This is a genomic window from Prochlorococcus sp. MIT2309 (genome assembly GCF_059772305.1).
Window position 1 is genome coordinate 278,777 of sequence record NZ_CM186282.1, and the last position, 26,735, is coordinate 305,511.

The following is a 26,735-nucleotide window of genomic DNA, read 5'->3' on the forward strand; positions in this document are numbered from 1 at the left end:
TATTTAATACTTTTTGGTTGTCTTATGACTGGAGTAGTTTTTTATATGACATCTATCGGCCTTCCACCCCTCTAAAAAATGAGTCAATTACTAAAATATTCTCTAGTTAGTTAAGCTTTTGTCTATTTCACATGCATGAATAGCTTTGCTTAAGTTCATCTCTTTAGATCCCCAGTTATTGTATACGCATGAATAAAATGCTTTATCTGGAGAATCAATATCATTCTTTTTTACTATTATTTCTCTTAAATATTTGGCTTTAGCTTTATTGTATTGGTTTTTTGAGTCTCTATATATAATTTCAGCAATTAAAACGAATAATAAAATGGTAATTAGTGATATTGTAAAATCAATTAAAACCATAATTTTATCCCGGTATATCATCATAGTCAATAGTTATATCCTCGTTAATAGAGACTAATACCTAATAATGGAAGAGCTAAGTAAAATAACTTAGTTATATGTATTAAATAATTAATTGGGGCGGTTTAGAAAAATTTACTTTTAATAATGTAGAGAAATTCCAAATCTTGGTTTGATTCTGCAATTTTTTTTCTAATAAAAATCAACGAATTTTCGTCTAGGTTAGATTGACTTAAGAGATTTTCGGCTTGGGAAATTGCATGAGTTGTATTTTTAATTTTTAGGTTTAAAACATCTATATCATTTTTACACGCTTCAAGTGTATTTTTGTCAATCATAAAATATTAGGATTGGATTTCCTTAAACAAAAGTGCTTGATAGTTCGAAATTTTTCTCAGAAGGTCATCCGATGCTTGATGATCATGGTTGATAATTCTAGATCCCTCTAAGCCGTACCTTAAGGCAAGACTAATTCTTCTTTGCTCAACTGTTGAAGTTTTTGCTGTGATTTTTAACGAATAGGGCATTCTTAAGAATTCTTTAATAATCTTAATATAACAGCCTTTTCTGTAGAGTGTGACCTTTAAGTTTTGGTTTCTAGATTATTAAGGTAAATATAATATACTTATCCACCTAAATACCCTATTAATTTTAACACTTTTAAGTCTATGTAATTTAATATGTTTTCTTTTATACTTTTAAAGGTCTTTTTAACACCTATGATAACAATTTGATTGTTTTTCACCTATATTTAAATTTTAATTATGAAAGAATACAAATGTCTTTCAGTACGCTCTAATGATTCGTCGGTTACTGAACTTACTAACTTGAGCTCAAGCCATGGAAAAGAAGGTTGGCGTCTAATATCTCATAATGCACTAGCTTCAGAAACAACTTTGGGGGCAATTACTGAATACATTCATTTCTTAACATTTGAAAGAGGTACTTAATTAGATATCCCCAATTAGTATTAGTTTTATAAGAGCTGAATATGATTGTCTTCTAACAATTATAAATATCTCTATATGCTTGATAGGCCGCTATTCCGCAGGAAACTGAGAGATTTAGACTTCGTACACCTAACTTATCAGTATTATTTAATGAGCCTCCTGGCATTGGTATATTTAGGATCTCAAAACAATCTTTCTTTACCTCCTCAGGCAACCCGTTATCTTCTCTTCCAAAGAGTAAAGTATCACCAAATTCAAATCTAAACTTAAATAAAGGTATAGAACTAAATTTACTGAAAGCTATTAATCGGGTTTTTTTATGATTCTTAAACTGAGAATAGGATTCATGTATTTGTACATCTACATATTCCCAATAATCCAACCCAGCACGTTTTAAATATTTATCTTCAAGTGAGAAACCAAGTGGTTTTATTAATTCTAATTTGATTTTGAAAGCTGCGCAAGTCCTGGCAATGTTGCCTGTATTTTGTGGGATTCGTGGCTGAAATAATGCAATATTGAATTTGTTCATTCTATTTAAAGAGGTACAGAAAATTTATGAATATCTATTGCCCTGCCGTGGATAATCAACCAACTTTCAGTTGATATCTCCTCCAACTCTCTTGAAAGACTACCTAATCTGTCAATAAAAAGATTTCCAATTTTGGTGGTAGCAACAATTCCCCACCCTGTTTCTTCTATGACAATTACTATTTTATTAGGATATTGCCTTAGAGATAATATAAATTGGTCTTTTAATTTTTTCCATTTAGCGTTGTTACTAGCAATATGAGTAGAAACGAATCCTCCAAGGGAATCAATAAGCAAGGATGATTCTGAACCTACTGATAGTATTGCTTTAGATAAATCTGCTGGATTTTCAATAAGTCCCCAACTCTTGGGCCGTCTATCTATATGCTGTTGTATTCGTTTTTTCCATTCTGGGTCTTCACACTTGATGTTGGTAGCTATATAAACTACGGGATGATTACTCTCTAATAATTTTTCACTCCACTCACTTTTCCCTGACCGCGTAGGACCACTAACTAAAGTTAAATTATGATTTATATTGGTTTTATTCACGGCATACCTTTTTCTTATAAAATACAATATTGTAAATTAAAGTAATCCTTATAATCATGGTAATGTAAATATATTATGATATGCAAATATGAAAACAACAACTATAATAATTATTTCAGGGACTGTACTTCTATTTTTTTCGTTCGTTAACATACTTGCATCTGATTTCTCATATCAAAGTTATCAAAGAGCTGAGGTAATTTCTTCAATATCATCATTAATTATTATTGCAATTGGATTAATTTATAAGCAAATTCAGCCTGATAAACCCAAAAAAGTAGAATTAAAGGGGGAGCAAGTTCTTATTATTGATAAGAGCCTTTCTATGGATGTCAAGGAAGAACTTGCATGGGGTAGCAAACTAATTCTAACAGCAACACCAGCCTCTACAATGATTCTAATTTGGGAAGATAAAATATTTTTAAAAAGAGGTATATGTGCTAATACTTCATTTACTCCAGGCAGGGTATGTAAAAACGCAATTAAACAGAATAAGCTAATATCACTGGCTAATACAAGCAATTATCCTGATAGCTACGAATTTGATTCTATTGTCCCTAATTTACCGTCAGTAATTGTTGCTCCAATTCAAAAATCTGGATATTTAATAATAGGTGGGTGGACGAAAAGATGCTTTTCTAAATCAGATGAAATTCTTATTAAGTCTTGGGCAGAAAAAATTGAATCAATTATCACTAGTTAAAATGAATCTATATCTATAACACTTATAACTTGTGATCTAGAGGATGTAAATTTTATTTCCTTGGTTTTATTGTTAATTTCAGCTGCGTCAGAAGTCAATTTTACAATTGGATTCGCTTTTGGATTCTTATTGCTGTATATAGAGTAATTGGTAATACCTGTGAAAGTGATGGTTTCCTTTTTCTTATCGTATAAGGCTGAATCAGAATTAAGAACAGATTGTTGGTATCTTAATTTCAGATTACCATCTATTTTGATCTCAGATTTATTTATGTCCCAAATTAAATTATCAGCCTCTATAAATGAATCCTTATCATTTTTATTAATAAACATTACCTCATTCTTGAGGAATAGAATATTATTTAATTTATCGAGTTTACAGTCATTAGATTTGATCAGATTAAAAAGATTATTTGACGGCCCTGAAATGATGACTTTGATATTTTGGGCTATTATATCGTTAGTAATTGGATCTATACTTGCTTTTGAGCTCTCAAGCTTAAATACTTCCCTACCATCCTTATCTAATTGATCTAGTGTAAAATTATTCAGATAGTAATTATTTACTTCAAAATCCTTTTTGCTATTGGAACATGACACAGAAATCATAGAAAATGCAATAATTACCGATAATTTTATTGTTAAGCGCTTCATAGTTATTCGGTAAAATCAATTCGCTCCATTACCGGTAAGGATTCAGGTAAATCTTTTTCGTATGGTAGTTTCCCCCAAATTAATTCATTATAAAAATTGGTTATCTGAGAATTATAACCAAGTTGATCTAAAATTCTCTCACTTAAGTCAGGTGTTATAGGTTTTAACATACATCCAATCAATCTTGCGGTTTCAAGAACATCGTAAATTATTTGACTTACTTCAGCAAAATTACTTTTCTCCTTGATTTTCTTCCATGGTTCTTGTTCATTTAGATAAACATTTGCATTAATTGCAATTTGAAGGATAATTTCTGAAGCCTTCTTGAAGTTACACTCTTTAAAATTTGAATGATATTTAAGAATATTTGTTTCAGAAAAAATCTTTAGCGAACTTATATAGAGCTCATTACCCTTGTTCATAGATGGAGTTTTATTATTAAACCATTTTCTTGACATTGATGATGTTCTATTTAATAAATTTCCAATGGTGTTTGATAGATCATTATTAACTATATCAACAAATCGCCTTGTTTGAAAATCTCCATCTTGTCCAAATTCAATATCCCTTAATAAATACCATCTTGTTGCATCCCTTCCATACCTTTTTAGTAAATAATCTGGATCTAGAACATTACCCAGACTTTTACCCATTTTTTGTCCCTCTCTAGTTAAAAAGCCGTGGCCAAAAACTTGTTTAGGAAGTGGGTATCCCGCAGAAATTAACATAGCGGGCCAATATACGGCATGAAATCTTAAAATATCCTTCCCAATTATCTGAATATCAGCTGGCCACTTATTACCAATATGCATATCATAATTTATTATAGATTCATTATTATCAAGTCCAGAAAGATATCCTAATAGTGCATCAAACCATACATAAAATGTATGACCTTTATAACCAGGAACAGGTATGCCCCACTCCACATTTACACGCGAAATTGAGAAATCTTTCAAACCACCTGAGACAAAACTAATAATTTCATTTCTTCTGCTTATTGGTCTTATAAAACTATCCGATTGAACTAGTTTTTCTATTTGTTCTTGATACTTAGATAGACAGAAAAATAAATTTTCTTCATCTCGCCATTCAAGCTCTTTCTGATGAATATTGCATATTGGTTTTATAGAATCTTCAGGTAAATCTTTATATTCTTCACACCCAACACAATACCAACCAGTCTGTCTTCCGATTCTTATATCGCCTGAATTCATAACTTTACTAAAAAAATATTCTACAAATTTGAGATGTTTTTCAGAAGTTGTTCTTACATAATTATCGTATGTAATGTCCCAATTTTTCCATTCAGTTCGATATTTCTCTGAAATTTGGTCACAGTGTTGCTTTGGTTTTATTTTGTTTAATTCTGCAGTTCTCTGAATTTTTTGACCATGCTCATCTACACCAGTAAGAAAAAATACTTCATAGTTTAATAGCCTTTGATATCTAGCAATAGCATCTGAAGCTATCGTGGTATATGTACTTCCTAAATGAGGCTTATCATTTACATAATAAAGCGGGGTAGTTATTGTAAATGATCTTTTAGTGTCCATATATCATTAAGAGGATAGCGAAGTGAAATTTTTTAGCATCGTTAGTAATACTATAATCTAGTTTACTACCATTTTGAGAATGGCTGAGACATTTTTCTGAGAGATCATCTTTGTTTTTTTTACGGATAGATTAATTTTTTCACCAATATTTATATCTTTGGAAGTATCCAAATAGATTTTACATTCAATGAATAAATCGATAAAATAGATCTGAGCTATTCTCTTTGATAAATTAGCCCACCTTAAAAAATAACAATTATGATATTTCTCGGCTGATTTATAAATAAAAAGCTGATTATATAATTGCTCATCTTCAGACGATTGGATAGAGTATTGCTTAGACCTTAATATATATAAATCTACTAGATAATTAACTTCATCCTGATCAATTTGTCTATTACTTGATAGGTAGGATGTAATCTGATAATGTGTAATAAGATCAATATATCTCCTTATTGGTGATGTACAATGTGTATATACTTCTAATCCTAGACTCGAGTGTATAAAGGGTGTTAAGGAATAATAGGCTTTTTTTAGTTTTCTTTTTATATCGCTGTTCCTTAAGCAATAGTGTTCATAATATTGCCTTAATCTAATTGTACATTTATCTTGACATCTATAAGGAATTATTATATTTTTGCACCTTGAAAAGTCAGCAATTATAAAACCAAATAATATCATTGATTCTTCTACTAAATCTCTTGATAAGCTCTCTTCAATAATTATTAAATTAAGTTTTTCCTTTTCTTTTATTATTCTTCCTTGAGTTCCACTTGTCTTTAAGGATCCATTTCTTTTTCTCCAATTTTTTCTTGTAGAAAGAATTCTAGAAATAACTTCTAATTCTTTTTCCTCTTTTGGAGCATGATAAATTAAATAATCAGCATCCTCGTAAGTTAATCTGTAATTACTTTTGATTACCGCCAAGCAAATCTGTTTATATATTATTTCTCCATAATCATTTAATTGTACACAGACACTAAGAGTTAGATTTTCCCTTGTACTTGATATGCTTAGTTTATTTTTAATAAGATCTTGTGGGAACATATAACTTGTTGAATCTGTTAAATATTTTGTTATCAAACTTTCTCTTGCTTGTAGATCTATTTTGCTTCCAATATTAAAGTGTAGTGCAGGCGAGGCAATATGTATCCATAGTCTAAAATTAGAACCTATATTTTCTAATGAAATTGCGTCATCAATCTCTAAAGTCGACTCATCATCTATTGTATAGGTTTTTAATTGGGTTAAATCTTTTAATTCCAAACTAAAAATATAAAAATACTTTAATTTAATTTACTACTTTTTTCGTATGATTAATTGTTAGATACTAAAAATTAACCCTCTGGGTTTACGAATGGAAGAAGAGCGATAATTCTCGCTCTCTTTACAGCTACAGTTAAATCACGTTGTTGCTGGGCTGTTAATCCTGTTAATCTTCGTGGAAGTATCTTACCTCTGTCAGTAATAAATTTCTTAAGCAGCTCTACATCTTTATAATCAATAGGATCACCAGGTTTTATGGGAGAAAGCTTTTGTTTGAATAATGAATTGCTCATGATTTGATAGTTAATTACTTAATTTCCTTGTGAATGGTCATTTTGTTGAGTTGTGGTGAGAACTTTTTCAGTTCTAACCTTTCTGTTGTATTTCGTCGATTTTTTTCAGTCGTGTACCTTGATACACCAGGTGTACGCTTTTCCGAATCGGGAACCGACCGGCATTCAGTGCACTCTAGCGTGACGACTATTCGGGTTCCTTTTTTAGCCATATGGAATTGACTAGCATACTTATCAGTTTAGTTAATAACCCTACTACGTGAAGAGCCAATGTACAAAGACCACGTGTTCATTTAATATTTAAATCTGATTATATTTCCAATGAAGGTTCCATATAGTTGGCTTAAAGAGCTCGTTGAGATTTCAGAACCTATTGATCAAGTAGCAGAAGCCCTATCAGTTGGAGGATTTGAGGTTGAATCTATAGATAATCTCTCCGATAGGGCTAATGGAGTAGTTGTAGGTTTTGTCGAAAGTGTGAAACAACATCCCAACGCAGATAAACTAAGAATTTGTTCAGTTAAAACATCATCTAATGAATTACGTCAAATAGTTTGTGGTGCACCGAATGTTAAAGCCAATATTCATGTATGTACAGCGCTACCTGGAGCATATCTTCCCGCAATAAATACAAAAATAAAACCTAGTGAATTGAGAGGTGTCAGAAGCGATGGTATGATTTGCTCTTTATCAGAATTAGGAATTACTAGTGACAATACTGGTATTGCTATATTAGAAGAATTAGACATAGAGATACCTAATATTGGAGATAAAATTAATAAAATTCTTAATCTTGAGGAACAAATAATAGACTTGGCAATTACTGCAAATAGACCTGACTGTATGTCAATTAATGGGATAGCAAGAGAGGTATCAGCAATTACAAATAAGAAATTAAAATTTAAACCCGAGATATACGATAATAAAATTGAATTATTTACATTAGATCATTTTGATTCAAGTTCAATTGCAGTAGATTCATGTTATTCATTAACATATCTAACAATAGAAAATAATATAATTAAATTACCAAAGTATTTGACAGAAAGACTCATCAATTCGGGAGTAAAGAGTATAAATCCGATAGTTGACCTTACCAATTATGTAATGATTGAAACTGGTCAGCCATTTCATGCATTCGATAAAGATGCCCTAACTTTAATCACTAATAAGGAGGTTAATGAAACATCCTTTGGAGTACGAAAAGCTAATAAAAATGAATTATTTAAGGCTCTCGATAATAAAGATTATAAATTAAACGAGAAGATCACTGTGATTACTTGTCATGATATTCCTATTGCAATAGCTGGTGTAATTGGTGGTTTTGATTCTGCTGTAACTAAAAATACTAAATCAATTTATATAGAAGCTTCTACATTCACCGCAAATTCTGTAAGAAATTCTGCTAGAGCTATAGGAGTAAGGACAGAGTCTAGTGGACGCTTTGAAAAGGGAATCTATAAAGAGTTAACTATTAATTCATTAAATAAATTGTTAAATTATTTTAAAGTTATTTTTGATGCTGATAATATAAATACATTTAGTACAAAATTAATAAAAACGGAATTAAATGAAGTATTGCTAAGAAGGGAAAGAATAAATCAAATTCTAGGCCCATTGAATATCGATAATGTAGAAAAAAATGATCATAATAACAATCGAAAAACAATACACTCTGAAAAAATTAATTTTATAACAGATAGAATTATAGAAAATTTACTTAACTTACTAGATTGTGAATTTAGCAATAATGGTAATAATTGGAATGTAAGAATACCTCCTCATAGGTCTTTGGACTTAACTCGTGAAATCGACCTAATTGAGGAAATCGCAAGACTCGTAGGATATGACATGTTTGAGTCAAATTTACCTTATCCCATAAAACCAGGTGGCTTAACTAAATTTCAGAAAGCTGAGAGAAAATTACGAAAATCATTATCATCGGCAGGGATTCAAGAAGTTACGACATTTTCTCTTGTTCCCCCGTCTGAATCTATAAAAGAACCAAGAATTGCAATTTCTAACCCGTTGTTGTCAGAAACTAGCCATCTAAGAACAAACATTTGGGAAGAACACCTAAATATATGCAATAGGAATATTCAATATGGTAAGAAGGGATGCTGGATTTATGAAATTGGAACACTTTACAATGAAATAGAAGGGAAAATAACTGAAAAGAAATCACTTACAGGGGTAATAAGTGGATCAAATAGAAATGAAATATGGACTACACATGGTAAGTATAAAAATTTAAATTATTACGAAGCAAGAGGTCTATTAAATCAAGCTTTTTTATTAATGAACATAGAAGTTAGTGACAAAAAAATAATCGACAATGCACTTTTGCACCCTGGAAGGTCTGCTGCACTATATATAGAAGGTAAGAAAGTTGGATTCTTTGGCCAATTACATCCGGGCTTGTTGGAAAATTTCGAATTTAGCAAAGATACATTTTTGTTTGAAATAGATTTCCATTCAATTATTCATGCAAGCACAAGAGATAATAAATATCTTAAAAAGTACAGATCCTATCCAAATGTTCCATTTATTGAAAGGGATATAGCCCTTATAGTAGACAAACAATGTAGTGCCGCTGAAATAATGACAATTATAAGGAAAACGGGTCGTCCTCTTCTTGAGAAAGTCGATCTAATCGATCGTTTTGAAGGAGACAGTCTTAAATTAAATGAGGTGAGCCAGGCATTCAGAATAAGGTACAGGGACCCAAAGAAAACATTAAAGGAAGAAGATGTAAACCCAATCCATCAACGAATCAGACAAGAACTTCAAAAGAAATTGAACGCTGAACTAAGAAGCTAATACCAATAAGTCTCATCTGGTAAGCATAGAAAACTTATAGTTGGTCTATTGAGAGAATTATTGGAGAATGAATTTAGTCTTTTAATTAACGAAATAATATGTCCAAATAGTCTTAGAATTTACTTAAGGTGAGACCCTTTATGGGTCTCATATAAGATTATTAAGTCTCATCTGGTAGGCATATGAAACTTATAGCTGGTCTATTGAAAGAATTATTGGAGAATGAATTTAGTCTTTAAATCAACGAAATAATATGTCCATATAGTCTCAGAATTTACTTAACGTGAGACCCATTATGCGTCTCATATAAGATTATCTAGACATATGTATTGTTTTACGTATTATCATCTGCATGAAATTACTTATTAGTTGGATTAATTTATACCATCTTGGAAAAAATTATCCATAAACTTTATTAATACAAGAAATTGCGTAACTGTCTATTACACAGTTACGCAATCGGGATTTCCTTTGTCATTACTACAGTTTCTAAATTATTAAAAGTTATGGACAAGATGTGGACAAACAATTATTGCCTATATTTTTTATTTAATTATTTTCAATAGACTAATCCCCGCAATTGCCTTGCAAATTAAAATATTGAAAATTTAAATTATTACTTGTATCATATCAGACGCATAATTGGTCTCAGAATGAGTCTCTTAGTATTTCGTAGAGACTTAATTTAAGTTGAATCTTGTTTTGCTTCTTATCGCTAGGACAAGTTCTATCCCTGTGATCTCATACTAGACTTAATTCTAGTCTAGCAATAAGACAAATATAAGAGGCTTGCGCCTATTCCTTTATTATATTTTTTTAATTGATAAGTATTCTCTTACTTTTTCTTATAAAGATCCTTAAGGAGTTGATATGCTTCATTTAATTTTCTCATTATTTCAGTTGATCCACCAGAGTCAGGATGATTAATTAGAGCTTTATTTTTATAGGCCTCTCTAATATCCGACAAGCTAAGTGATTTACCAGCTTGTGTTGGCAAATCTAGGAGCTTTAAAGCACCATGAACAGTCATAGTGGCTTCTATTGTTTGAAAAGAGGTTACGTTTTGTCGGCGTTTAAATGTATTTACAAACCTTCTTATTAATGTTGGTATTCTATTTTCAAGATTATTTGAAGAAAATGGGTCCTCTAGTACTCCAGCTATTACTATTATTTTGTTGAAACATGGAGTACCTGATTCCCAATCCTTGCAATATTGAAACATTAACTCATTTACTCCCGTCCAAGTAAATGTATTATCATCTGATCCGTCTATTTTAGGCCATATGTCTCTTGCTAACCATAACATTGCCGCTTCAATAACATTTTCTGATGGTTCATTTCCATAAAGAGAAAACCAGTGAGAATTACATTTTTCCAATGACATGTGAATTTCTGAGATTTTGACCGTGGAAATGAAACTATCTATGTTTTTATTTTTAATTTTAGATTTGTGAAGGCTTCTTTTTATTTTATTTGTTTTTCTATTTACAAATCCTGGAAGATCAATACCTTGGTTCCTTTTGGTTTTTGAACTATTCTCTGTTTTTTTTACATAGTCTTTTTGCTGTGTAATGTTTTTTGAACCAATATCAATATCACTATTACCAATTAAGATAATTGCCTTATCTTCAACATAATTACTCGTGTTAATATCAACCTTATCCTCTACTGATGTAGCAATTGAAAGTGAACTAATTATTTCATCGTCTTGATTAGAACTATCAATATCTTCGAAAATATTCTCGAGAAGTCGTTCTAATACCAAGCCGCGGCTTCTTAGGCCCCATTCGCTCTTCAGTTCATCCAGGCCGTTGACTAGTGCTTGGGGAAGATTTGCAGATATTCTTTTTACATCAGTCCTCTCTGGGAGGGTCACAACTTAATAACAGCTTGTTCAAGAGTAAGCCCTTTTATCCTTCAGACAATTAAATTTATATTTTTTAAATCAATGAATTTTTTGGAGAAACACATATTTACTAATATTTCTTAATTCAATGACTGTGTATCTCCGTCATTTATATGGCATATTCACGATTAAGGTTTAAATTAGACATAATGTAATTATTATGAACTCGACTAATTGCATGAAGAATTGGAACTCGGCAGAAAAAAGATTAAAATTCCACAAAAAGAAACTCGAGTTTCTTAATTTTATGAGAGATTCGCTTGAAAGACGTCTGGCTGCAATTAAAGCATCCATAACGACTTTAGAAAATCAAATTGAAAGAGATTCTCCAGATGAAACTGTTTTGAATGATGCAGAATCCTAACTTTTTATTGGTTTTACTACTGCACTAAGAAGTTTTTCAGATTTATATTTCATTAACCATCTAACATCTGATTTCGGAGTAGCAAGAAAATAACCCGCAAATCCTAATGCATTAATATCAAAGCCTCTATGTGATTCTTTTGATCTTCTTATTAAGCTAATCCATTTTCTTGTTATTAATAAATTGTGAGGTACTTGTGGCTTTTTATCTACATTTGGTAAACCTACTTTCATAATCTCACATAACTTTAAGTACAAGTTAAACAATTCGTCTGTTGTATTAATATCGTTTGAGTGCTTACGCCTTAATATATGGATACTTTTACTTAAGTTATCATTTTGATTTAATGTTTCTATTCTCTTGTTAAACCAAGTTTGCCTTGGAAATAATAATTTGGTGTTATCTCGCTTTAAAAACTGAAGATGTCTATGAGGTTGACTTGCTCCTGCACTCGGAGAATTATTAAAAAACCAAAATCCTGATAACTCTAATTCTAATAAATTCAATGCTTTAAAATCATTATATGTGATCCAACCGTCTTGTGGCTGCCAATCCTTTGTAATTAAAAGTGTGTGGCCTAATTCTACTGGATATTTGTTTAATATTAAAACATGATTATCACCTACTTCGCATATCTCTAGCTCTTTTTGCCAAGGTTTAAAAGGATTAGGTATTGGTTTGGGCTTTGCTAGTTGTGTCCTTGGTTTGTCTATAAGGGTTCTGATTTCACAACTATTATCATCACCTATAAGTTTTTCTAATTTAGTTTTAAAAGGCTGTAATGATCTTGATAATAAAGCTTTTTTACTTACTTCTAGTGTTTTATCCCAGAGGTTAAGCTCTTCCACTAATTATGTTTATAGCACCAAATATTTTCATTTTACTATAAGAGTTTAACTTAATCTCTACGTTTTTTAAATATTCATATATGCCTTTTGCAAATCGTCCAGAAACCGCCTAGACACCTATCCCCCAATGCAAAACCGCTCAGAGACCTATTTTGGGGCATCCAGGAAGCATATAGATGTCGATTAGGCCTCTCTTATTAAGGTTTAGATTCTTGAAATCATACATTTCTATAATATTTGCTAACTGCTAGCTTTTTTTAAAGCAAACTACCGTCAGAAAGCCTTATACATTCTTTTTTAACAAATTTCTCAGAATATTCATCCCAAAAAACACTGTTAGATTTCAAAAAAGTTGTAGAAAACAAAATTTTCCTATATTTGATATTTCCTTTATAAAGTCAGTCCATGACTAGATTTGAAATAACAAATTTTAAATTCAAAAAAAAAAATTATAAATTAGTGCCACATTCTGCACATATATGGTTGACGTAATAGGGGGGGAAGGGTTTAAAGATCAATCAGTAATAGACCCTCGATGGATTGGGAGTTTTCCGAAGACGCTGCATTTCTCGCACTTTGCGATGCATTTCGTGAGAGTGGAGAGACCTCTGCTATGGAGTTCTTAGCCAATGGTGAAGGAGCCTTTCATTATCAAGAACTTACACAAAATGCATCTGGAGAAGGGATTGATTTGAGCGACTCTGACACAATGGAAATTTTTCAGCAGGAAATAATTGAATCTATTGAAGAACTCTGCAATGATTAAATTTATTTATTCAATACCCCTTAAACGCTGAAATATCTTGCTTGACTATGTAAAGAAACCAGAGCTGTAGTACTTTGTTCAGGATGTAGTTGTTCACTTTCGTCCATACTTAATCCAATTTTATGACTTTCTAATAGTTGAAGCTGTACTCTGGAGTCTCCAACTTTAGGACATGCTGGATATCCAAAAGAAAACCTTGATCCACGATATTTTTGAAGTAATAGATCATTAATAGTTAAATCAACCTTATCCTCATAACCACATTCACATCTAATTCGTGAATGAATTAACTCAGCGCATGCCTCTGCCAATTGAACACTTAGTCCATGAAAGTATAAATAATCTGTATACTTATTTTCATCAAAAAGCTCTTTAGCAAATTTACTAGCTTTCTCACCCATGGTAACTGCTTGCATTGGGAGAATATCAATTGGCTTTGAATCTATAGCTGTACAATAATAATCTGAAATACAATATTTTTTTCCTGATCTTTGTCTGGGAAATCTAAAAGTTGCTACACATTCATTACTATTATCTTTATGTACAAATAATTGATTACCTTTTGAATAGCATGGGAAATATCCGTAAACAGCAGAGGGTAAAATTATGTTGTTTTGTTTAATAAGGTCTATCCATTTATTTAGTATTGGCTCAGCAGTATCTTTAATAAAACTGTCATATTGTTCTTTTGTTTGATTTTTTGACCTCTTCATTTGCCATTGACCTGCAAATAATGCCTTTTTGTCTAAAAAATTAAGCAATTCGTCAATAGTAATAACATTAGAATCAAGAAACTCAACTCCCAAAAATGGTGATTTAATAGGTGGTTCTTCTTTTAGGTAGGAAGAACGAATATTGTCTTCGTTTGGGTTTTGGATTATATTTGTTTCATTTGAGGTTTTTATATCCTCAGTATCTTTTATAGCCTCAACTTCAGATACAAAAACACCTTCTGGTGATTTATTTAAAAAACCTAATTTATTATCCCAGTCCCCATTTGACTTTGCTTGAATATAGGATTCCATAAATTTTAAATCGGTAAAAGCATCTTTACCGTAAATAACCTTACCTTCATACACCTCATTACAATCCTTATTTACAAATTTAGGAGTAAGCGCAGCTCCTCCAAGTATTACAGGGACATTTATATTAGCCTCATTAAATGCTTGTAAGTTTGATTTCATAAAAGCAGTGGACTTTACTAATAGACCACTCATAGCAATACAGTCAGCTTTATGTTCCTTTTGTGCAGCAATTATTGCATTGATTTCTTGTTTAATTCCTAAATTAATTACTTCGTAACCATTATTACTTAAAATTATGTCAACTAAATTTTTACCTATATCGTGAACATCTCCCTTTACAGTGGCGATTAATAATTTTGCTTTTGCCCTACTTTTACCTTCTGATTTTTCCATAAATGGTTCTAAAAATGAAACAGCATGTTTCATAGTTTCTGCTGATTGAAGTACAAAGGGTAATTGCATTTGACCTGAACCAAATAAGTCACCTACAACTTTCATCCCATCTAAAAGAAAAGTATTTATAATATGAAGTGCTTTATACTTATTTGTATTAAGAGCAATATCTAAGTTATCCTCCAAGCCAATTCTTTCTCCATCAATAATATGTTGTTTTAGTCTTTCTTCTATTGGTAGATTATTTATACTTTCAAGACTATTAATATCATTATTAGTATTCTCATTGTCAAACAGTTTAGTTAATTCAGTTAATGGATCATATATACATATACCATTCTCAAATTCTCTTTTATCATAGATTAAATCTAAACATATTTTTTTATGTTCTTCCTTAATTTTTGATAGAGGAAGTATTTTATTTGGAGATACTATTGCAGAGTCCATACCGGCCTCTATTGCCTCACTAAGAAATACTGAATTAAGATTTATCCTGGCATATTTTGATAATCCAAAACTTATATTTGAGACGCCAAGTATTATGTGAATGTCCGGTAGTTCTTTAATTATTTTATCTATAGCGATCAGCGTCTCTTTGGAGTTTCCTCTATCTTCTTCGATTCCAGTTGAAATTGGAAGAGCTAGAGGATCATAAAAAATTTCGCTTGCAGGCAATCCATATTCAATAGCATCTTTATAAGCTCTTTTGGCAATTTTAAATTTTTGATCGGCAGTTCTTGCCATTCCATTTTCATCTATTGTTCCAATTACAACTGCGGCCCCATAGTTAACTGCTAATTCCAAAACTTTGTAAAAACGTTCTGGTCCGTCTTCATAATTAGTGGAATTAAGTATACATTTACCACCACAATTTTTTAATCCACTTTCCATTTTTTCATAATCAGTTGAATCAAGCATTAATGGAAGATTAATATTAGTCACAACTCTTTTTACTAGTTCGTGCATATCAGACACACCATCTCTTCCTACATAATCAACATTGACATCTAAAATATGTGCATTTTCTTTTTGTTGATCTTTTGCTATGGAAACTAATCCGTCCCAATCTTCCTTAATTAATAATTCCCGTACCTTTTTTGACCCACTAGCATTTAATCTTTCCCCAACTATTAAAAAAGAATTATCTTGCTTATAGGGAGTCGGATCATAAATTGATGCTGCACTCGGTGTGAATACTTTTTTAATTAAACTTTTTCTTGAATTGTTTTTATTATTCTCAGCTGCAAATTTAGCCAATTCATTAATATGCTCCGGTGTAGTTCCACAGCATCCACCAATTAATTGAACACCAAGGTCATACACAAAATGCATTAGATGCATTCTTAATTCTATTGGTGAAAGTTTATAGTGTGCTACACCACCTATATTTTCTGGCAAGCCTGCATTGGGAATACAACTTATAATAAAGGGAGAATGTTTTGATAAATATTTAATATGATCCTTCATTTCAACAGGACCAGTTGCACAATTTAACCCCAAAATATCTATATCAAATGGCTGAAGAATAGTTACTACTGCTGAAATATCTGTACCAACAAGCATTCGACCATTAGTTTCCATAGTTACAGAAATCATAATTGGTGTATTAACATTTAAATTTCTTTTTGACTCTTGCACCGCCTGTATTGCTGCCTTAATCTGTAAAACATCTTGACATGTCTCAATAATAAATAAATCAATTCCACCCTCAATTAATGCTTCTGCTTGCTCTTTATAGGCTTCTTTTAGCTTATCAAAATTAATATGCCCAAGAGTGGCAAGTTTTGTTGTTGGCCCTATTGAACCAGCAACAAATCTAGGTTTATTTTGTGTTGAATATTCACTAGCTACCTTTCTAGCAATTCGTGCGGCATTAATATTAATTAATTTTGTTTTATCACTTAATCCGTATTCATCTAATACAACTGATGTGGCACCAAAAGTATTCGTTTCAATAACATCGCAACCAACCTCAAGAAAACTTTTATGTACATTCTCTACAGCTAAGGGTGATGATAATACCAGATTTTCATTACAACCCTCGTATTTAGCTCCACCAAAGTCATCCGCATTCAGATCCTGACTTTGAAAGGAAGTTCCTGTTGCTCCATCAAAAACTAAAACTGGCTTATCAGGAGAATTGATTAATGTTCTGAAATCAATCACTTAAATCACCCGCTTAATTTCATTTTGAATTTGAGGATACTATCCAAGAGAATTAACTTACATCGATTTTTGTTGTCCATTCATTATAAATATTACTTCTACCTTCCGTTATCGCTGTCAATTGATTTTTTAATTTGTCCATAATTGGTCTATTAGGATTTAAAACAGTAGATTCTATTTGTTTTATTGGAGTAATTTTAGCCGCAGTCCCAGTAAGGAAGGCCTCATCAGCTATTAACAACTCCGTTTTATCAACCGATCTCTCGATTACTTTTATTCCATTATGCTTTGCCAGTTCAATCACGCTTGATCTGGTAATTCCTTCTAATATATCTTGGTCTACGCCAGGTGTAATTAATTCTCCATTTCTAACAATAAAGAGATTCATCCCGCTTGCTTCACTAACTTTACCAATAGAATTTAGTAAAAGTGCTTCATCAAATCCTGTTAGTACAGCCTCAGTTTTGGCTAGAGAACTTGTTATGTAAGCTCCGCTTATTTTTCCACGTAAAGGTAAAGATCTATCTTCTTGCCGTGTCCAACTACTCATTCTACAAGTAACACCTTCAGGTGATAAATAGTCCCCTAATTCAATTCCGTAGATAAAGAAATCGGTTTCTATATTATGTAATCTTGGGGCTATACCCAAATCACTGGTATAGATGAAAGGGCGCAAGTAAATAGGCTTACGGGGTTTATTTGCTTTAAGCATCTCTTTTAATCCATGCATTAATTCATCTTCGGTAAATGAGGTAAGAAGAAGTCGAGCACTTTGTGTAAGTCTTTTAAGGTGTTTATCAGCACGGAATAACAACAAATAATTTGGATTCCTAGTATCTGGAATAGCCCTCATTCCACCAAACGCCGCGGTCCCATAGTGAAGTGCGTGGGTGGCTATTGAGACATTAGCTTCTTTAAAAGGCACACAATTACCTTTAAACCATGCGTACTTTAGGAATTTATGCATCCTCGTTCGGTTCCTTGTATTAACCATATATCAATTTTGACCATTTATATATATTCTTAGTAAATACAAAAAATAATATGCATCGAATAGCCTCTCAAGCGAATGATTTTGATGAAGGCCAATTTTTGTTAATTGAGCAACCTAGTGCAGATGTTCTGTTTTTATCTAGCGCAACCACAGATATTACTTCACTGTATGACGCTTTAAGACTAAAAAAACACGAACATATGCTTGGAAAAATAAGGGCATTAAATTTAAAAGCCCTAGAACATCCATCTCAAATTGATCATTACATATCAACAACAGCGAGCAAAGCGAAAATAATAATAATTAGAATTCTTGGAGGGAAAAGTTATTGGCCATATGGAATAGAACAATTAAAAATATGGAGAAGAAATGATAAACAAAGGAAATTATTTATACTCTCGACTACCAATGAAAATAAGGAATATAATTATCAATTAGATAATGATTATATTTTAACATTAGGAATTTCTGAGTTATTTAATCAAGGAGGATTATCTAATATTTCACAAGTACTGGAAATAATAGAAAATATATTAAGTAATAAAGTAATTGATATAGATAATTATAGACCTATAGAAATCGATAACCCTTATTTATGGGATTGGAAAAATGAAAAAGGAATTAATATAGCAATTCTTCATTATGCATCTCATTTAAAAGCAAATGATTTAAATTATGCTAAATCAATAAATAAGATATTACGATCTAAGGGGTTTTCTCCAAAGACATTATTTGTATCAAGTCTAAGAGATAAAGATATTCATAAGAAATTTCGTTATATATTTAAAAAAACAAAGGTATCTGCATTTATCTCTACTACTTCTTTTTCTTCAATTAATATTTCAGAAATTCAGTTTAATGATACTATTTGGGATTATTTTAATTTACCAATATTCCAACTTCTCTCAAGTACGGAGTCCGAGAAAACATGGAATAAATCTCAAATAGGGCTAAATCCGATAGATCTAACTATGCAAGTTGTTATGCCTGAGGTTGATGGAAGAATCATCACTAGGCCTACAGCATTTAAGGAGATAGACAAATTAAATACATATATCAATAGTCCAATAACATATTTAAAACCAAATATTGAAAATTTAAAATGGATAGCTGATTATGTCTATAATTGGATCAAACTGACAAAAATAAGTAATAATAAAAAAAGAATAACTATTATTTTAGCCAATTATCCAATTAAAAATTCTCGAATTGCGAATGGTGTAGGATTAGATACTCCAGAAAGCTTATTTAATATACTTTCATGGTTAAATAAAAATAACTATAATCTAGGAGATGAGTTTAATGTAAAAGATGGAAATGAAATTATAAATAAGATATTAAAGTCTAGAACAAATAGTCCTGAAAGTTATAGTAATGATGCACTTGACTATATACCATTAACAAACTATAAATCATGGTTTGATCAACTCCCTTCAGAATCAAGAAACAAAGTAATTAAAAGATGGGACCAACCAGAAAATTCAGAAGAATTAGAAAAAAAAGGTTTTTCAATTAATGGAATCAGATTTGGAAATATTTCAATTTTAATTCAACCTGCTAGAGGATATGATCCCGAAAATTTATCTGATCTACATTCGCCAGACTTGCCACCCCCTCATAGATATTTAGCCCAATATTTGTGGGTGAATACGATAAGTAAATCTAATGCAATTATTCATTTAGGAAAACATGGAAGTGTCGAATGGCTTCCAGGAAAAGGTATAGGACTAAGCAATATGTGTTTCCCTCATATTGCCCTACCGCCTTTACCAAATATTTATCCTTTTATTGTTAATGATCCCGGTGAGGGATCACAGGCCAAAAGGCGAACTCAAGCAGTAATAATCGACCACCTAACTCCGCCGTTGGATAGAGCCGAGTTATATGGGGACTTACAAAAACTAGAATTTTTATTAGACGAATATTATGAATCAAATTTATTAAAATCAAAAAGGAAGGTCATACTAGAAGAAAAGATAATAAAGTTAATAAAAGATTTATCACTTGAAAATATAGATTTTAATAGTAATAATACCGGTATAAATAAAATTATTGATGATGTAGATACATACTTATGCGAAATTAAGGATTCACAAATTCGTACCGGATTACATATATTTGGCTCATTGCCAAAATTTAATAAATTAATAGAATTGATTGTTTCAATATCTAGATCTCCTATTTTTGGTCAACCTGGACTAACTCAATCTATAGCCAGAATAATTGGTTTTAGTCTTGATCCCTGGTCTGACGATGAATATTCTCTATGCAAACAAACTGATAAAGATATACTTTTTAGAATATCTGGGGTCAAAGCAAGACGAAATATTGATATTATCGATTATCTTGAGAATCAAGCTAAAGAATTAATATATCAATTTTTAAGAACAGAATATAATCTAAAAGAAAACCTTAAAGAATACAATATTAGGATAGAACTAAATGATAAATTAATCGAACTATTAAATGATAAGGAATATCATTATTTTAAGCACATAGATGAAAATATAATTCAAAAATTATTATATTCACCAGATAGCGAAAGGAAATCCTTTTTAGACTCACTAAATGGTAAAAGAGTACATGCTGGCCCTTCTGGCGCTCCTAGTCGAGGTAACGCAGAAGTTCTTCCAACTGGGAAAAACTTTTTCAGTGTCGATATTAGATCCCTGCCCACTGAAGCATCATGGGCACTTGGTAAAAAAAGCTGCCAGTTGATTATTGATAATTTTAGATTAGAAAATGGTGAGGATTTAAGGAACCTTGCTATATCAATTTGGGCAACCTCGACAATGAGAAATGGAGGTGAGGATATTAGTCAAGTATTATCATTAATGGGAGTTGAACCAGTTTGGGATTATGCGTCGAAGCGTCTGATTGACATTGATATTATTCCACTCTCTATTTTAGATAGACCAAGGGTTGATGTTATGGTGAGGATATCTGGTCTCTTTCGGGACACATTCCCGCAATTAGTAGATCTATTATTTTCAGCAGCTAAAAAATTATCATTTTTAAACGAACCAGAGGAACTTAATCCTTATGTAGTACTAAAAAAAGAAGAAAAGTTTTCATCAAGAATATTTGGTTCTGCTCCAGGAGCCTACGGTGCTGGACTTCAGGAATTAATATCAAATTCCTGTTGGGAGAGTAAAAATGAATTAGTAGATAGTTACCTTAATTGGTCAAAATGGTCATACTCGTCAAGTGACTGTCCTACCGATTCGAAATCAAAACTTATAGAAATACTGAGAAATATACAAGTTGTTCTTCATAATCAAGACAACAAGGAGCACGATATTTTGGATTCAGATGATTATTATCAATTTCATGGCGGATTATCTGCGGCTGTTGAAATAGCATCTGGAAAAAAACCATTAATTTACATAGCAGATCACTCTAGAAGTAATCGCCCACGCTTAAATAAACTTGAAAAAGAAATAGATAGGGTAGTCAGAAGTAGATTCTTAAATCCTAAATGGATTGAAGGAATAAAAAAACATGGGTATAAAGGTGCATTTGAAATATCAGCTAGCTTAGATTATTTATTTGCATATGATGCAACAACAAATAAAGTACCCAATTGGTGTTACGGATCTATATTTAATACTTTTATATTAAACAATGATAATTTGAGTTTTTTAAAAAAAAATAATCCCTGGGCACTAAAAGATATAGCAGAGAGATTATTAGAAGCCAGTAACAGAAGTTTATGGAATACAAATAAAAATACAGAAAATAAACTAAAAGATTTAATAATACAAACTGAGGCAGATCTTGAGAAATAAATTATCTTATCTCTTTAGTAATGAGAATCCATGAGTGTCTGTGCCACAAGTCGATAATAAATTTAGTTTTTTAACGTAAGATGAAATTTGATCGCATATGAAAGGAGTAGGAGACCATTTTGTTTGTCTTTTATAGTCATACCAAACTTCAATACCGTCAAAACCCATATCACAAGCTTTTTCTATAAGTATCTTGTAAGAAAGTTTATATCTCGCTGGATGAGCGAGTATAGAAAAACCATTGGCTGATTTTATACTTTTTATAATATTTTTTGCTTGAAGTAATTCACCTTTTACAGAGTCTCCTTGAGTATAAGGAGCTAAGGAATCGTGGGAAATATCAAATCCCAACCCTATTATATGTACAAGGCAGCCTTCAAGTAAACCTGTTATTTCAATACCTGTCCAAAGGTAAGTTGATATTTGCTTTGATAAAAAACTATTTTTATTATTTATAATATATTTATATGCCTCGACAGAGTGGTGATCAGTTATGGCTAGATGCCTTAATCCTAATTTATTGGCCTGTTCATACAACTCAAAAGGACTCATACTCCCATCACTGTAGTTCGTATGAGTATGTAAATTTATATCATAGGGGCAGCTAAATTGATTTATAGAACTTAATACTGAATTTAAAGTAATATGTTTATCCATAATAGTCTTTTAGTATAAATTTTATATTAGCAAAACACATAAAATAATTAAATAAGACAAACATAGATGGTTTAAAATTTATATATTATCTCAAATATTATTTATTTGAGATGAGTTAAAATGATTCCATATATCCTTGGCAATTCTTTCTCCTAATCCTTCAACTCTAGAGATATCTTCTATTTTTGCTAATTGTATCGCTTCGACTGATCTAAAGTGGGACATTAATATCTTAATTCTCTTAGATCCAAGACCAGGAATATTAGATAATTCTGATCTTGTCATTCTTACCTTTCGTTGTTGCCTATGGAAGGTAATTGCAAACCTGTGAGCTTCATCTCTTAGCCTTCTCAGTAAGATTATGGATTCATCATTGATATCTGATTTTAATGAATCTTTTCTATAAGGTATAAATACTTCTTCATTTCTCTTGGCTAATGAACATATATTAATTTCTTCCTCTAAATCTAATTCTTTTATAACGTCTAATACAGAATTTAATTGTCCTTTACCACCATCAATCATTATTAAATCAGGCCAATCATTTATAGATACAGTATCCAACAATAATTTATTACTAGTCTTTATATCTTTAATTTTACCACCTTCTTTTTTAAAAATCGACCATTTTAGTAATCTTCTCTTGAGAACTTCTGCCAAAGATGCAAAATCATCGCTATGACCAATATCTATTTTTGAATTTTTGATTTTATATTTTCTATAATGCTGTTTTGCTGGTAGTCCATCTATAAAAACTACCTGAGAACCAACAGCGTCACTTCCCTGAATATGGCTTATATCATATCCCTCAATTCTTCTTGGGATTTCAATTAATTCTAAAAGTTCAGCTAATTGTTCTAGCGAATTAATATGTCGCTGCTTCCCTTTTTTTATTCGATCAAGTTCTAAACTAGCATTTTTATGAACAAGTTCTAGGATTTCAGCCTTGGAGCTTCTTAAAGGGTTCTGAATACTTACTCTTTTTCCTTTAATAACGCTTAACCAATCTGAAATAATTTTTTGTTTAGGAAGTTCGTATGGTACTAGTAATTCTCTTGGTATTTCAACATTATCAATTTTGCTATAGTGCTCTTCAATAACTCTTTGCAGAATATGATTTTCTGGTTCATTTAAATTTTGGGAGATATATCCAAGCCTATTTACCAACTTGCCAGCCCTCATTTGAAATAATTGAATACTGCAGATTTCCTTATCTGAGCATATATTAATTATATCTCGGCTGATTGAATCGTCTGGTAATGTCATTTTTTGTTTTTCACTTATTTGGTTTACTCCCTTTATTTGATCGCGAATAATTAACGCATTTTCATATTCCAATTTATCAGAATAATTCTTCATTTTCTTCTCTAAAAGATTCTTGAGTTCATTGGACCTACCTTGAAGTATCATTTCTACTTTTTTAAGAATTCGTTTATATTCTTCTGAAGAAATTTTTTCTTGGCAAACTCCTGGACATCTTTTAATAGAGTAATTTAAACAAGTTCTATTTTTATACATAGGGATAGACCTCTGCCTCAGAGGAAATACACTTTTAATTAAAAACAATGTAGTTCTAAGAACAGCTACATCAACATAGGGTCCATAAAATTTATCTTTAACCTTTCTATTATGTCTTTGTCTGGTTATAAATAGGCGAGGATATTTTTCACTCCATGTAATACATACATATGGATATTTTTTATCATCTTTTAGAAGGATATTAAAGTATGGTTGCTTGTCTTTAATTAGATTAGACTCTAAGGTAAGAGCCTCTGATTCATTATCCGTTACAATTATCTCTATTTCATAAATCTGTCTAACCATAAGCATTATTCTTGGAGAATGATCAGAAATATTTCTAAAATAACTTCTTATTCTATTATTTAAATTCTTCGATTTACCTACATATAATAATCTATCTTCTTTATCAAACATTAAATAACAACCGGGATGTCGAGGTATATTCCTCAACAAGTTGTCCAACCTGTCTTTATCTTGTACTAGATTTTTTTCTATTTGGATTTTAGTTTTCACATTTAGTTAACCTCCGTAATTCCAACCAGTGCTAGAGAGAATTAATGATTCTGTATCATTGATTAGTTTTGCCGACTTAACCTCTCCCACAAAGACGGTGTGATCTCCATTAGTGATATCACCAATTAATTCGCATTCAACACCACCAACAGCATCGTCAAGTAATGGCAAACCAAGCTCTCCAAAGCTATAGGGAGTAGATTCAAACCTTCCGCCCAATCCTTTTTGGGGCTTAAAAAACACTGCGGCAAGGTCCTTTTGATCATGCCTGAGTACATTTAATGAAAAGAGGCCTGTTTTTTTTATGATCTTATGACTTGAGCCTTCTGATCTGACAGCCAAAACTACTAATGGGGGTTCAAATGAACCTTGAGTAACCCAACTTGCAGTGAAGCCATTGATTTCATCTCCGTCCTTAACCCCGCATATGAAAAGGCCGTGGGGAATTTTTCTGAGAAGGATTTTTTTAGCGTCCAAATCAAGAGTCATGAGCTTGTATATTTTAGTTAACTCTAAACAAGCTAAATAGATTCGCAGTCGATTATTCTTCTAATCATCATGAAAGCTCTTTATCCAGGAAGTTTTGATCCACTAACCAACGGTCACTTAGATCTCATAAGAAGGTCTCATCAACTTTTTGATGAAGTTATTATTGCTGTTTTAAATAACCCATCAAAGCTTCCAACCTTTACGTTAGATAGACGTATAGAGCAGATCAGAGATGCCACTAATAATTTGAAATCAATTTACATTGATAGTTACGAGGGTCTCACTGTGAACTGCGCAAAAAAAAATAACGTTGATTTGATAATTAGAGGATTAAGAGCAATGAGTGATTTTGAGTACGAATTACAAATTGCTCATACAAATAGATCGTTGGATTCTGATTTTGAAACAATTTTTCTTGCGACAGATACGCATCACAGCTTTTTAAGCAGCTCAGTTGTAAAGGAGGTTGCAAGATTCGGTGGAAAGATAGACCATATGGTGCCCTCATTGGTAGCAAGAGACCTTAAGAAAATATATAAAACTTATAATTAATAATTAATTATTACAGGAAATATTTTTAGATATAACACTAATTAGCTGATTAACAACGTACTCATTATCTAGGGAATTATTAGAAATAATACTTAAAAAGTATTTCTCCTGATTCTTAAAAAGGTAACCACTTAGTGATTTAACTTTATCAAGTGTTCCTGTCTTACCAAGAAATTGAGTTGAAAGATTAGGGTCGAACTCTCTATCATGCAATGTTCCTCTAACACCATATAAGGAAAAAGACGAAATATAATATTTAGCAAATCTGTGCTTACTCATTAAATACAATAATCGGGAAATGCCATAAGTTGTTAATCTATTTTCCCTGGACAATCCACTACCATCTACAAATACAAATTTGTCGGTACTAATTAATGATAGTCTTAACCAGTTTTTTAACTTTTTATCCAAGCTCTCATAACTCCAGTCATTAAGAGCATTTTTAGTAAGAATTTCAGCGGTAAAGTTATGACTTTCTGAATTAGATAAGGTTATGAGAGAATAGAGAGGGGCTGAATTAAAGCGAATTACTTCCTGGTAATCTACCAGACTAATTGATGTGGTTTCATATGAAGTTTTAATGTTAGATGGTATATTACTTAAATTAAGATAAAAACTAAGTTCTGATTTTAAATATGTTACTGGATCAACTAGGGATGACGAAGCCGAATTACTTTGCACAGCGATTCTTGTTATAGGTGCTCCATAGGACTCTCTTCTATTTAAGTAAGACCATGATTCTGGCCACCAATATTTTCTGGGCTCCTCATAAAGAATTATATTTGCAATATCCATATCATTTAACTTATATAACTCTATGATTTTAGTGGTAATTTCTCTTATATTTGACTTACTAATATCAGGATCCCCACTTCCGAATAAGTGAAAGGTTTTATTTACTTTATCAAAAGCAAGAATTGTACTTAACCTGTGATTTGGACCCAACATATCTAGAAAATATGCTGAAGTAATTATTTTTTGATTTGATGCTGGTATAAGAGGTTTATATGGATTATTCTTGGCTATCAAATCACCCTTATAATCTAGTACAGAAACACTAATATTA

The 26,735-nt window shown here is 31.4% G+C and carries 24 protein-coding genes; 7 read left to right on the plus strand and 17 right to left on the minus strand.

The genetic code is table 11. From position 1 onward, the window contains the following. Positions 1-102: 102 nt before the first annotated feature. Together AC6EJA_RS01475 and AC6EJA_RS01480 are read right to left on the minus strand one after the other, a co-directional pair. Positions 103-363, minus strand: a complete 261-nt coding sequence (locus tag AC6EJA_RS01475) for a hypothetical protein (RefSeq protein WP_498502770.1) — start codon at positions 361-363, stop codon at positions 103-105. A 344-nt stretch (positions 364-707) separates the two neighbouring features. Further along, a complete protein-coding gene (locus AC6EJA_RS01480; RefSeq protein WP_498502772.1) occupies positions 708-890 on the minus strand; it encodes a hypothetical protein in 183 nt (60 codons plus the stop codon). 237 nt (positions 891-1,127) lie between these two features. Here AC6EJA_RS01480 and AC6EJA_RS01485 point away from each other — a divergent pair, with 237 nt between their 5' ends. Next, a complete protein-coding gene (locus AC6EJA_RS01485; RefSeq protein WP_498502774.1) occupies positions 1,128-1,313 on the plus strand; it encodes a DUF4177 domain-containing protein in 186 nt (61 codons plus the stop codon). Positions 1,314-1,365: 52 nt separating this feature from the next. On the opposite strand, the gene AC6EJA_RS01490 is transcribed toward AC6EJA_RS01485, so the two are convergent. Both AC6EJA_RS01490 and AC6EJA_RS01495 read right to left on the minus strand, forming a co-directional pair. Next, complete coding sequence (locus tag AC6EJA_RS01490) at positions 1,366-1,845, minus strand: tRNA (cytidine(34)-2'-O)-methyltransferase (protein WP_498502775.1); 480 nt, start codon at positions 1,843-1,845, stop codon at positions 1,366-1,368. A 5-nt stretch (positions 1,846-1,850) separates the two neighbouring features. Next, positions 1,851-2,396 carry a bifunctional adenosylcobinamide kinase/adenosylcobinamide-phosphate guanylyltransferase gene (locus AC6EJA_RS01495; protein WP_498502776.1) on the minus strand — a complete coding sequence of 182 codons (546 nt, stop codon included), beginning with the start codon at positions 2,394-2,396 and terminating at the stop codon, positions 1,851-1,853. Positions 2,397-2,484: 88 nt separating this feature from the next. Here AC6EJA_RS01495 and AC6EJA_RS01500 point away from each other — a divergent pair, with 88 nt between their 5' ends. Then, positions 2,485-3,099, plus strand: coding sequence for a cofactor assembly of complex C subunit B (locus AC6EJA_RS01500; protein WP_498502777.1), 615 nt, complete (start codon positions 2,485-2,487; stop codon positions 3,097-3,099). Here the strand turns inward: AC6EJA_RS01500 and lptC are convergent. The 5 genes from lptC to rpmG all read right to left on the minus strand — a co-directional run bounded on the left by lptC (position 3,096) and on the right by rpmG (position 7,079). Continuing rightward, positions 3,096-3,752, minus strand: coding sequence for an LPS export ABC transporter periplasmic protein LptC (gene lptC / locus AC6EJA_RS01505; protein WP_498502778.1), 657 nt, complete (start codon positions 3,750-3,752; stop codon positions 3,096-3,098). The two genes, AC6EJA_RS01500 and lptC, sit on opposite strands and share 4 nt — an antisense overlap. Positions 3,753-3,754: 2 nt before the next feature. After that, a complete protein-coding gene (gene metG, locus AC6EJA_RS01510; RefSeq protein ID WP_498502779.1) occupies positions 3,755-5,308 on the minus strand; it encodes a methionine--tRNA ligase in 1,554 nt (517 codons plus the stop codon). Positions 5,309-5,365: 57 nt separating this feature from the next. Continuing rightward, entirely contained in the window at positions 5,366-6,574 is a 1,209-nt protein-coding gene (locus tag AC6EJA_RS01515; RefSeq protein ID WP_498502780.1) for a ribonuclease catalytic domain-containing protein, read from the minus strand. A 71-nt stretch (positions 6,575-6,645) separates the two neighbouring features. After that, a complete protein-coding gene (gene rpsR / locus AC6EJA_RS01520; protein ID WP_498502781.1) occupies positions 6,646-6,867 on the minus strand; it encodes a 30S ribosomal protein S18 in 222 nt (73 codons plus the stop codon). Between the two features lie 14 nt (positions 6,868-6,881). Beyond that, a complete protein-coding gene (gene rpmG, locus AC6EJA_RS01525; protein WP_498502782.1) occupies positions 6,882-7,079 on the minus strand; it encodes a 50S ribosomal protein L33 in 198 nt (65 codons plus the stop codon). Between the two features lie 109 nt (positions 7,080-7,188). Here rpmG and pheT point away from each other — a divergent pair, with 109 nt between their 5' ends. Next, positions 7,189-9,687, plus strand: coding sequence for a phenylalanine--tRNA ligase subunit beta (gene pheT, locus AC6EJA_RS01530; protein ID WP_498502783.1), 2,499 nt, complete (start codon positions 7,189-7,191; stop codon positions 9,685-9,687). An 835-nt stretch (positions 9,688-10,522) separates the two neighbouring features. Here pheT and AC6EJA_RS01535 read toward each other — a convergent pair. Continuing rightward, positions 10,523-11,563, minus strand: a complete 1,041-nt coding sequence (locus AC6EJA_RS01535) for a DnaJ domain-containing protein (protein ID WP_498502784.1) — start codon at positions 11,561-11,563, stop codon at positions 10,523-10,525. Positions 11,564-11,753: 190 nt separating this feature from the next. Between AC6EJA_RS01535 and AC6EJA_RS01540 the strand changes: the two genes are divergently transcribed. Next, positions 11,754-11,957: a hypothetical protein gene (locus tag AC6EJA_RS01540; protein ID WP_498502785.1), complete on the plus strand. Its 204-nt coding sequence runs from the start codon at positions 11,754-11,756 to the stop codon at positions 11,955-11,957. Here AC6EJA_RS01540 and AC6EJA_RS01545 read toward each other — a convergent pair. Further along, a complete protein-coding gene (locus AC6EJA_RS01545; protein ID WP_498502786.1) occupies positions 11,954-12,805 on the minus strand; it encodes a DUF4922 domain-containing protein in 852 nt (283 codons plus the stop codon). The genes AC6EJA_RS01540 and AC6EJA_RS01545 overlap by 4 nt on opposite strands. Positions 12,806-13,340: 535 nt before the next feature. Between AC6EJA_RS01545 and AC6EJA_RS01550 the strand changes: the two genes are divergently transcribed. Further along, the gene (locus AC6EJA_RS01550; protein ID WP_498502787.1) at positions 13,341-13,571 is read left to right on the plus strand and encodes a DUF8667 family protein; all 231 of its coding nucleotides are present in this window, start codon (positions 13,341-13,343) and stop codon (positions 13,569-13,571) included. A gap of 20 nt (positions 13,572-13,591) precedes the next feature. On the opposite strand, the gene metH is transcribed toward AC6EJA_RS01550, so the two are convergent. After that, positions 13,592-17,155 (minus strand): methionine synthase, encoded by a 3,564-nt coding sequence (gene metH / locus AC6EJA_RS01555; RefSeq protein WP_498502788.1) that lies wholly within the window; start codon positions 17,153-17,155, stop codon positions 13,592-13,594. 52 nt (positions 17,156-17,207) lie between these two features. Next, complete coding sequence (locus AC6EJA_RS01560) at positions 17,208-18,122, minus strand: branched-chain amino acid transaminase (RefSeq protein ID WP_498502789.1); 915 nt, start codon at positions 18,120-18,122, stop codon at positions 17,208-17,210. Between the two features lie 77 nt (positions 18,123-18,199). Here AC6EJA_RS01560 and cobN point away from each other — a divergent pair, with 77 nt between their 5' ends. Next, positions 18,200-21,937, plus strand: a complete 3,738-nt coding sequence (cobN, locus tag AC6EJA_RS01565) for a cobaltochelatase subunit CobN (RefSeq protein ID WP_498502790.1) — start codon at positions 18,200-18,202, stop codon at positions 21,935-21,937. A gap of 6 nt (positions 21,938-21,943) precedes the next feature. Here cobN and AC6EJA_RS01570 read toward each other — a convergent pair whose 3' ends face one another. The 3 genes from AC6EJA_RS01570 to AC6EJA_RS01580 form a co-directional block, all read right to left on the minus strand. Further along, positions 21,944-22,594, minus strand: a complete 651-nt coding sequence (locus AC6EJA_RS01570; protein WP_498502792.1) for a PHP domain-containing protein — start codon at positions 22,592-22,594, stop codon at positions 21,944-21,946. Between the two features lie 90 nt (positions 22,595-22,684). After that, positions 22,685-24,628: an excinuclease ABC subunit UvrC gene (uvrC, locus tag AC6EJA_RS01575; RefSeq protein ID WP_498502794.1), complete on the minus strand. Its 1,944-nt coding sequence runs from the start codon at positions 24,626-24,628 to the stop codon at positions 22,685-22,687. 6 nt (positions 24,629-24,634) lie between these two features. After that, positions 24,635-25,117: a flavin reductase family protein gene (locus AC6EJA_RS01580; RefSeq protein ID WP_498502796.1), complete on the minus strand. Its 483-nt coding sequence runs from the start codon at positions 25,115-25,117 to the stop codon at positions 24,635-24,637. Positions 25,118-25,186: 69 nt separating this feature from the next. Here AC6EJA_RS01580 and coaD point away from each other — a divergent pair, with 69 nt between their 5' ends. Continuing rightward, positions 25,187-25,669 (plus strand): pantetheine-phosphate adenylyltransferase, encoded by a 483-nt coding sequence (gene coaD, locus AC6EJA_RS01585; RefSeq protein ID WP_498502797.1) that lies wholly within the window; start codon positions 25,187-25,189, stop codon positions 25,667-25,669. 3 nt (positions 25,670-25,672) lie between these two features. On the opposite strand, the gene AC6EJA_RS01590 is transcribed toward coaD, so the two are convergent. Beyond that, positions 25,673-26,698 carry a D-alanyl-D-alanine carboxypeptidase gene (locus AC6EJA_RS01590; RefSeq protein WP_498502798.1) on the minus strand — a complete coding sequence of 342 codons (1,026 nt, stop codon included), beginning with the start codon at positions 26,696-26,698 and terminating at the stop codon, positions 25,673-25,675. Between the last annotated feature and the right edge of the window lie 37 nt (positions 26,699-26,735).

What these genes read in the sequence shown, in the direction of transcription:
- coaD (WP_498502797.1), top strand. Translation starts at nt 25,187, where the DNA reads ATGAAAGCTCTTTATCCAGGAAGTTTTGATCCACTAACCAACGGTCAC.
- AC6EJA_RS01480 (WP_498502772.1), bottom strand. Translation starts at nt 890, where the DNA reads ATGCCCTATTCGTTAAAAATCACAGCAAAAACTTCAACAGTTGAGCAA.
- AC6EJA_RS01485 (WP_498502774.1), top strand. Translation starts at nt 1,128, where the DNA reads ATGAAAGAATACAAATGTCTTTCAGTACGCTCTAATGATTCGTCGGTT.
- lptC (WP_498502778.1), bottom strand. Translation starts at nt 3,752, where the DNA reads ATGAAGCGCTTAACAATAAAATTATCGGTAATTATTGCATTTTCTATG.
- AC6EJA_RS01475 (WP_498502770.1), bottom strand. Translation starts at nt 363, where the DNA reads ATGGTTTTAATTGATTTTACAATATCACTAATTACCATTTTATTATTC.
- AC6EJA_RS01580 (WP_498502796.1), bottom strand. Translation starts at nt 25,117, where the DNA reads ATGACTCTTGATTTGGACGCTAAAAAAATCCTTCTCAGAAAAATTCCC.
- AC6EJA_RS01500 (WP_498502777.1), top strand. Translation starts at nt 2,485, where the DNA reads ATGAAAACAACAACTATAATAATTATTTCAGGGACTGTACTTCTATTT.
- rpmG (WP_498502782.1), bottom strand. Translation starts at nt 7,079, where the DNA reads ATGGCTAAAAAAGGAACCCGAATAGTCGTCACGCTAGAGTGCACTGAA.
- AC6EJA_RS01560 (WP_498502789.1), bottom strand. Translation starts at nt 18,122, where the DNA reads ATGCATAAATTCCTAAAGTACGCATGGTTTAAAGGTAATTGTGTGCCT.
- rpsR (WP_498502781.1), bottom strand. Translation starts at nt 6,867, where the DNA reads ATGAGCAATTCATTATTCAAACAAAAGCTTTCTCCCATAAAACCTGGT.
- AC6EJA_RS01490 (WP_498502775.1), bottom strand. Translation starts at nt 1,845, where the DNA reads ATGAACAAATTCAATATTGCATTATTTCAGCCACGAATCCCACAAAAT.
- AC6EJA_RS01540 (WP_498502785.1), top strand. Translation starts at nt 11,754, where the DNA reads ATGAACTCGACTAATTGCATGAAGAATTGGAACTCGGCAGAAAAAAGA.
- AC6EJA_RS01570 (WP_498502792.1), bottom strand. Translation starts at nt 22,594, where the DNA reads ATGGATAAACATATTACTTTAAATTCAGTATTAAGTTCTATAAATCAA.
- cobN (WP_498502790.1), top strand. Translation starts at nt 18,200, where the DNA reads ATGCATCGAATAGCCTCTCAAGCGAATGATTTTGATGAAGGCCAATTT.
- AC6EJA_RS01550 (WP_498502787.1), top strand. Translation starts at nt 13,341, where the DNA reads ATGGATTGGGAGTTTTCCGAAGACGCTGCATTTCTCGCACTTTGCGAT.
- metG (WP_498502779.1), bottom strand. Translation starts at nt 5,308, where the DNA reads ATGGACACTAAAAGATCATTTACAATAACTACCCCGCTTTATTATGTA.
- pheT (WP_498502783.1), top strand. Translation starts at nt 7,189, where the DNA reads ATGAAGGTTCCATATAGTTGGCTTAAAGAGCTCGTTGAGATTTCAGAA.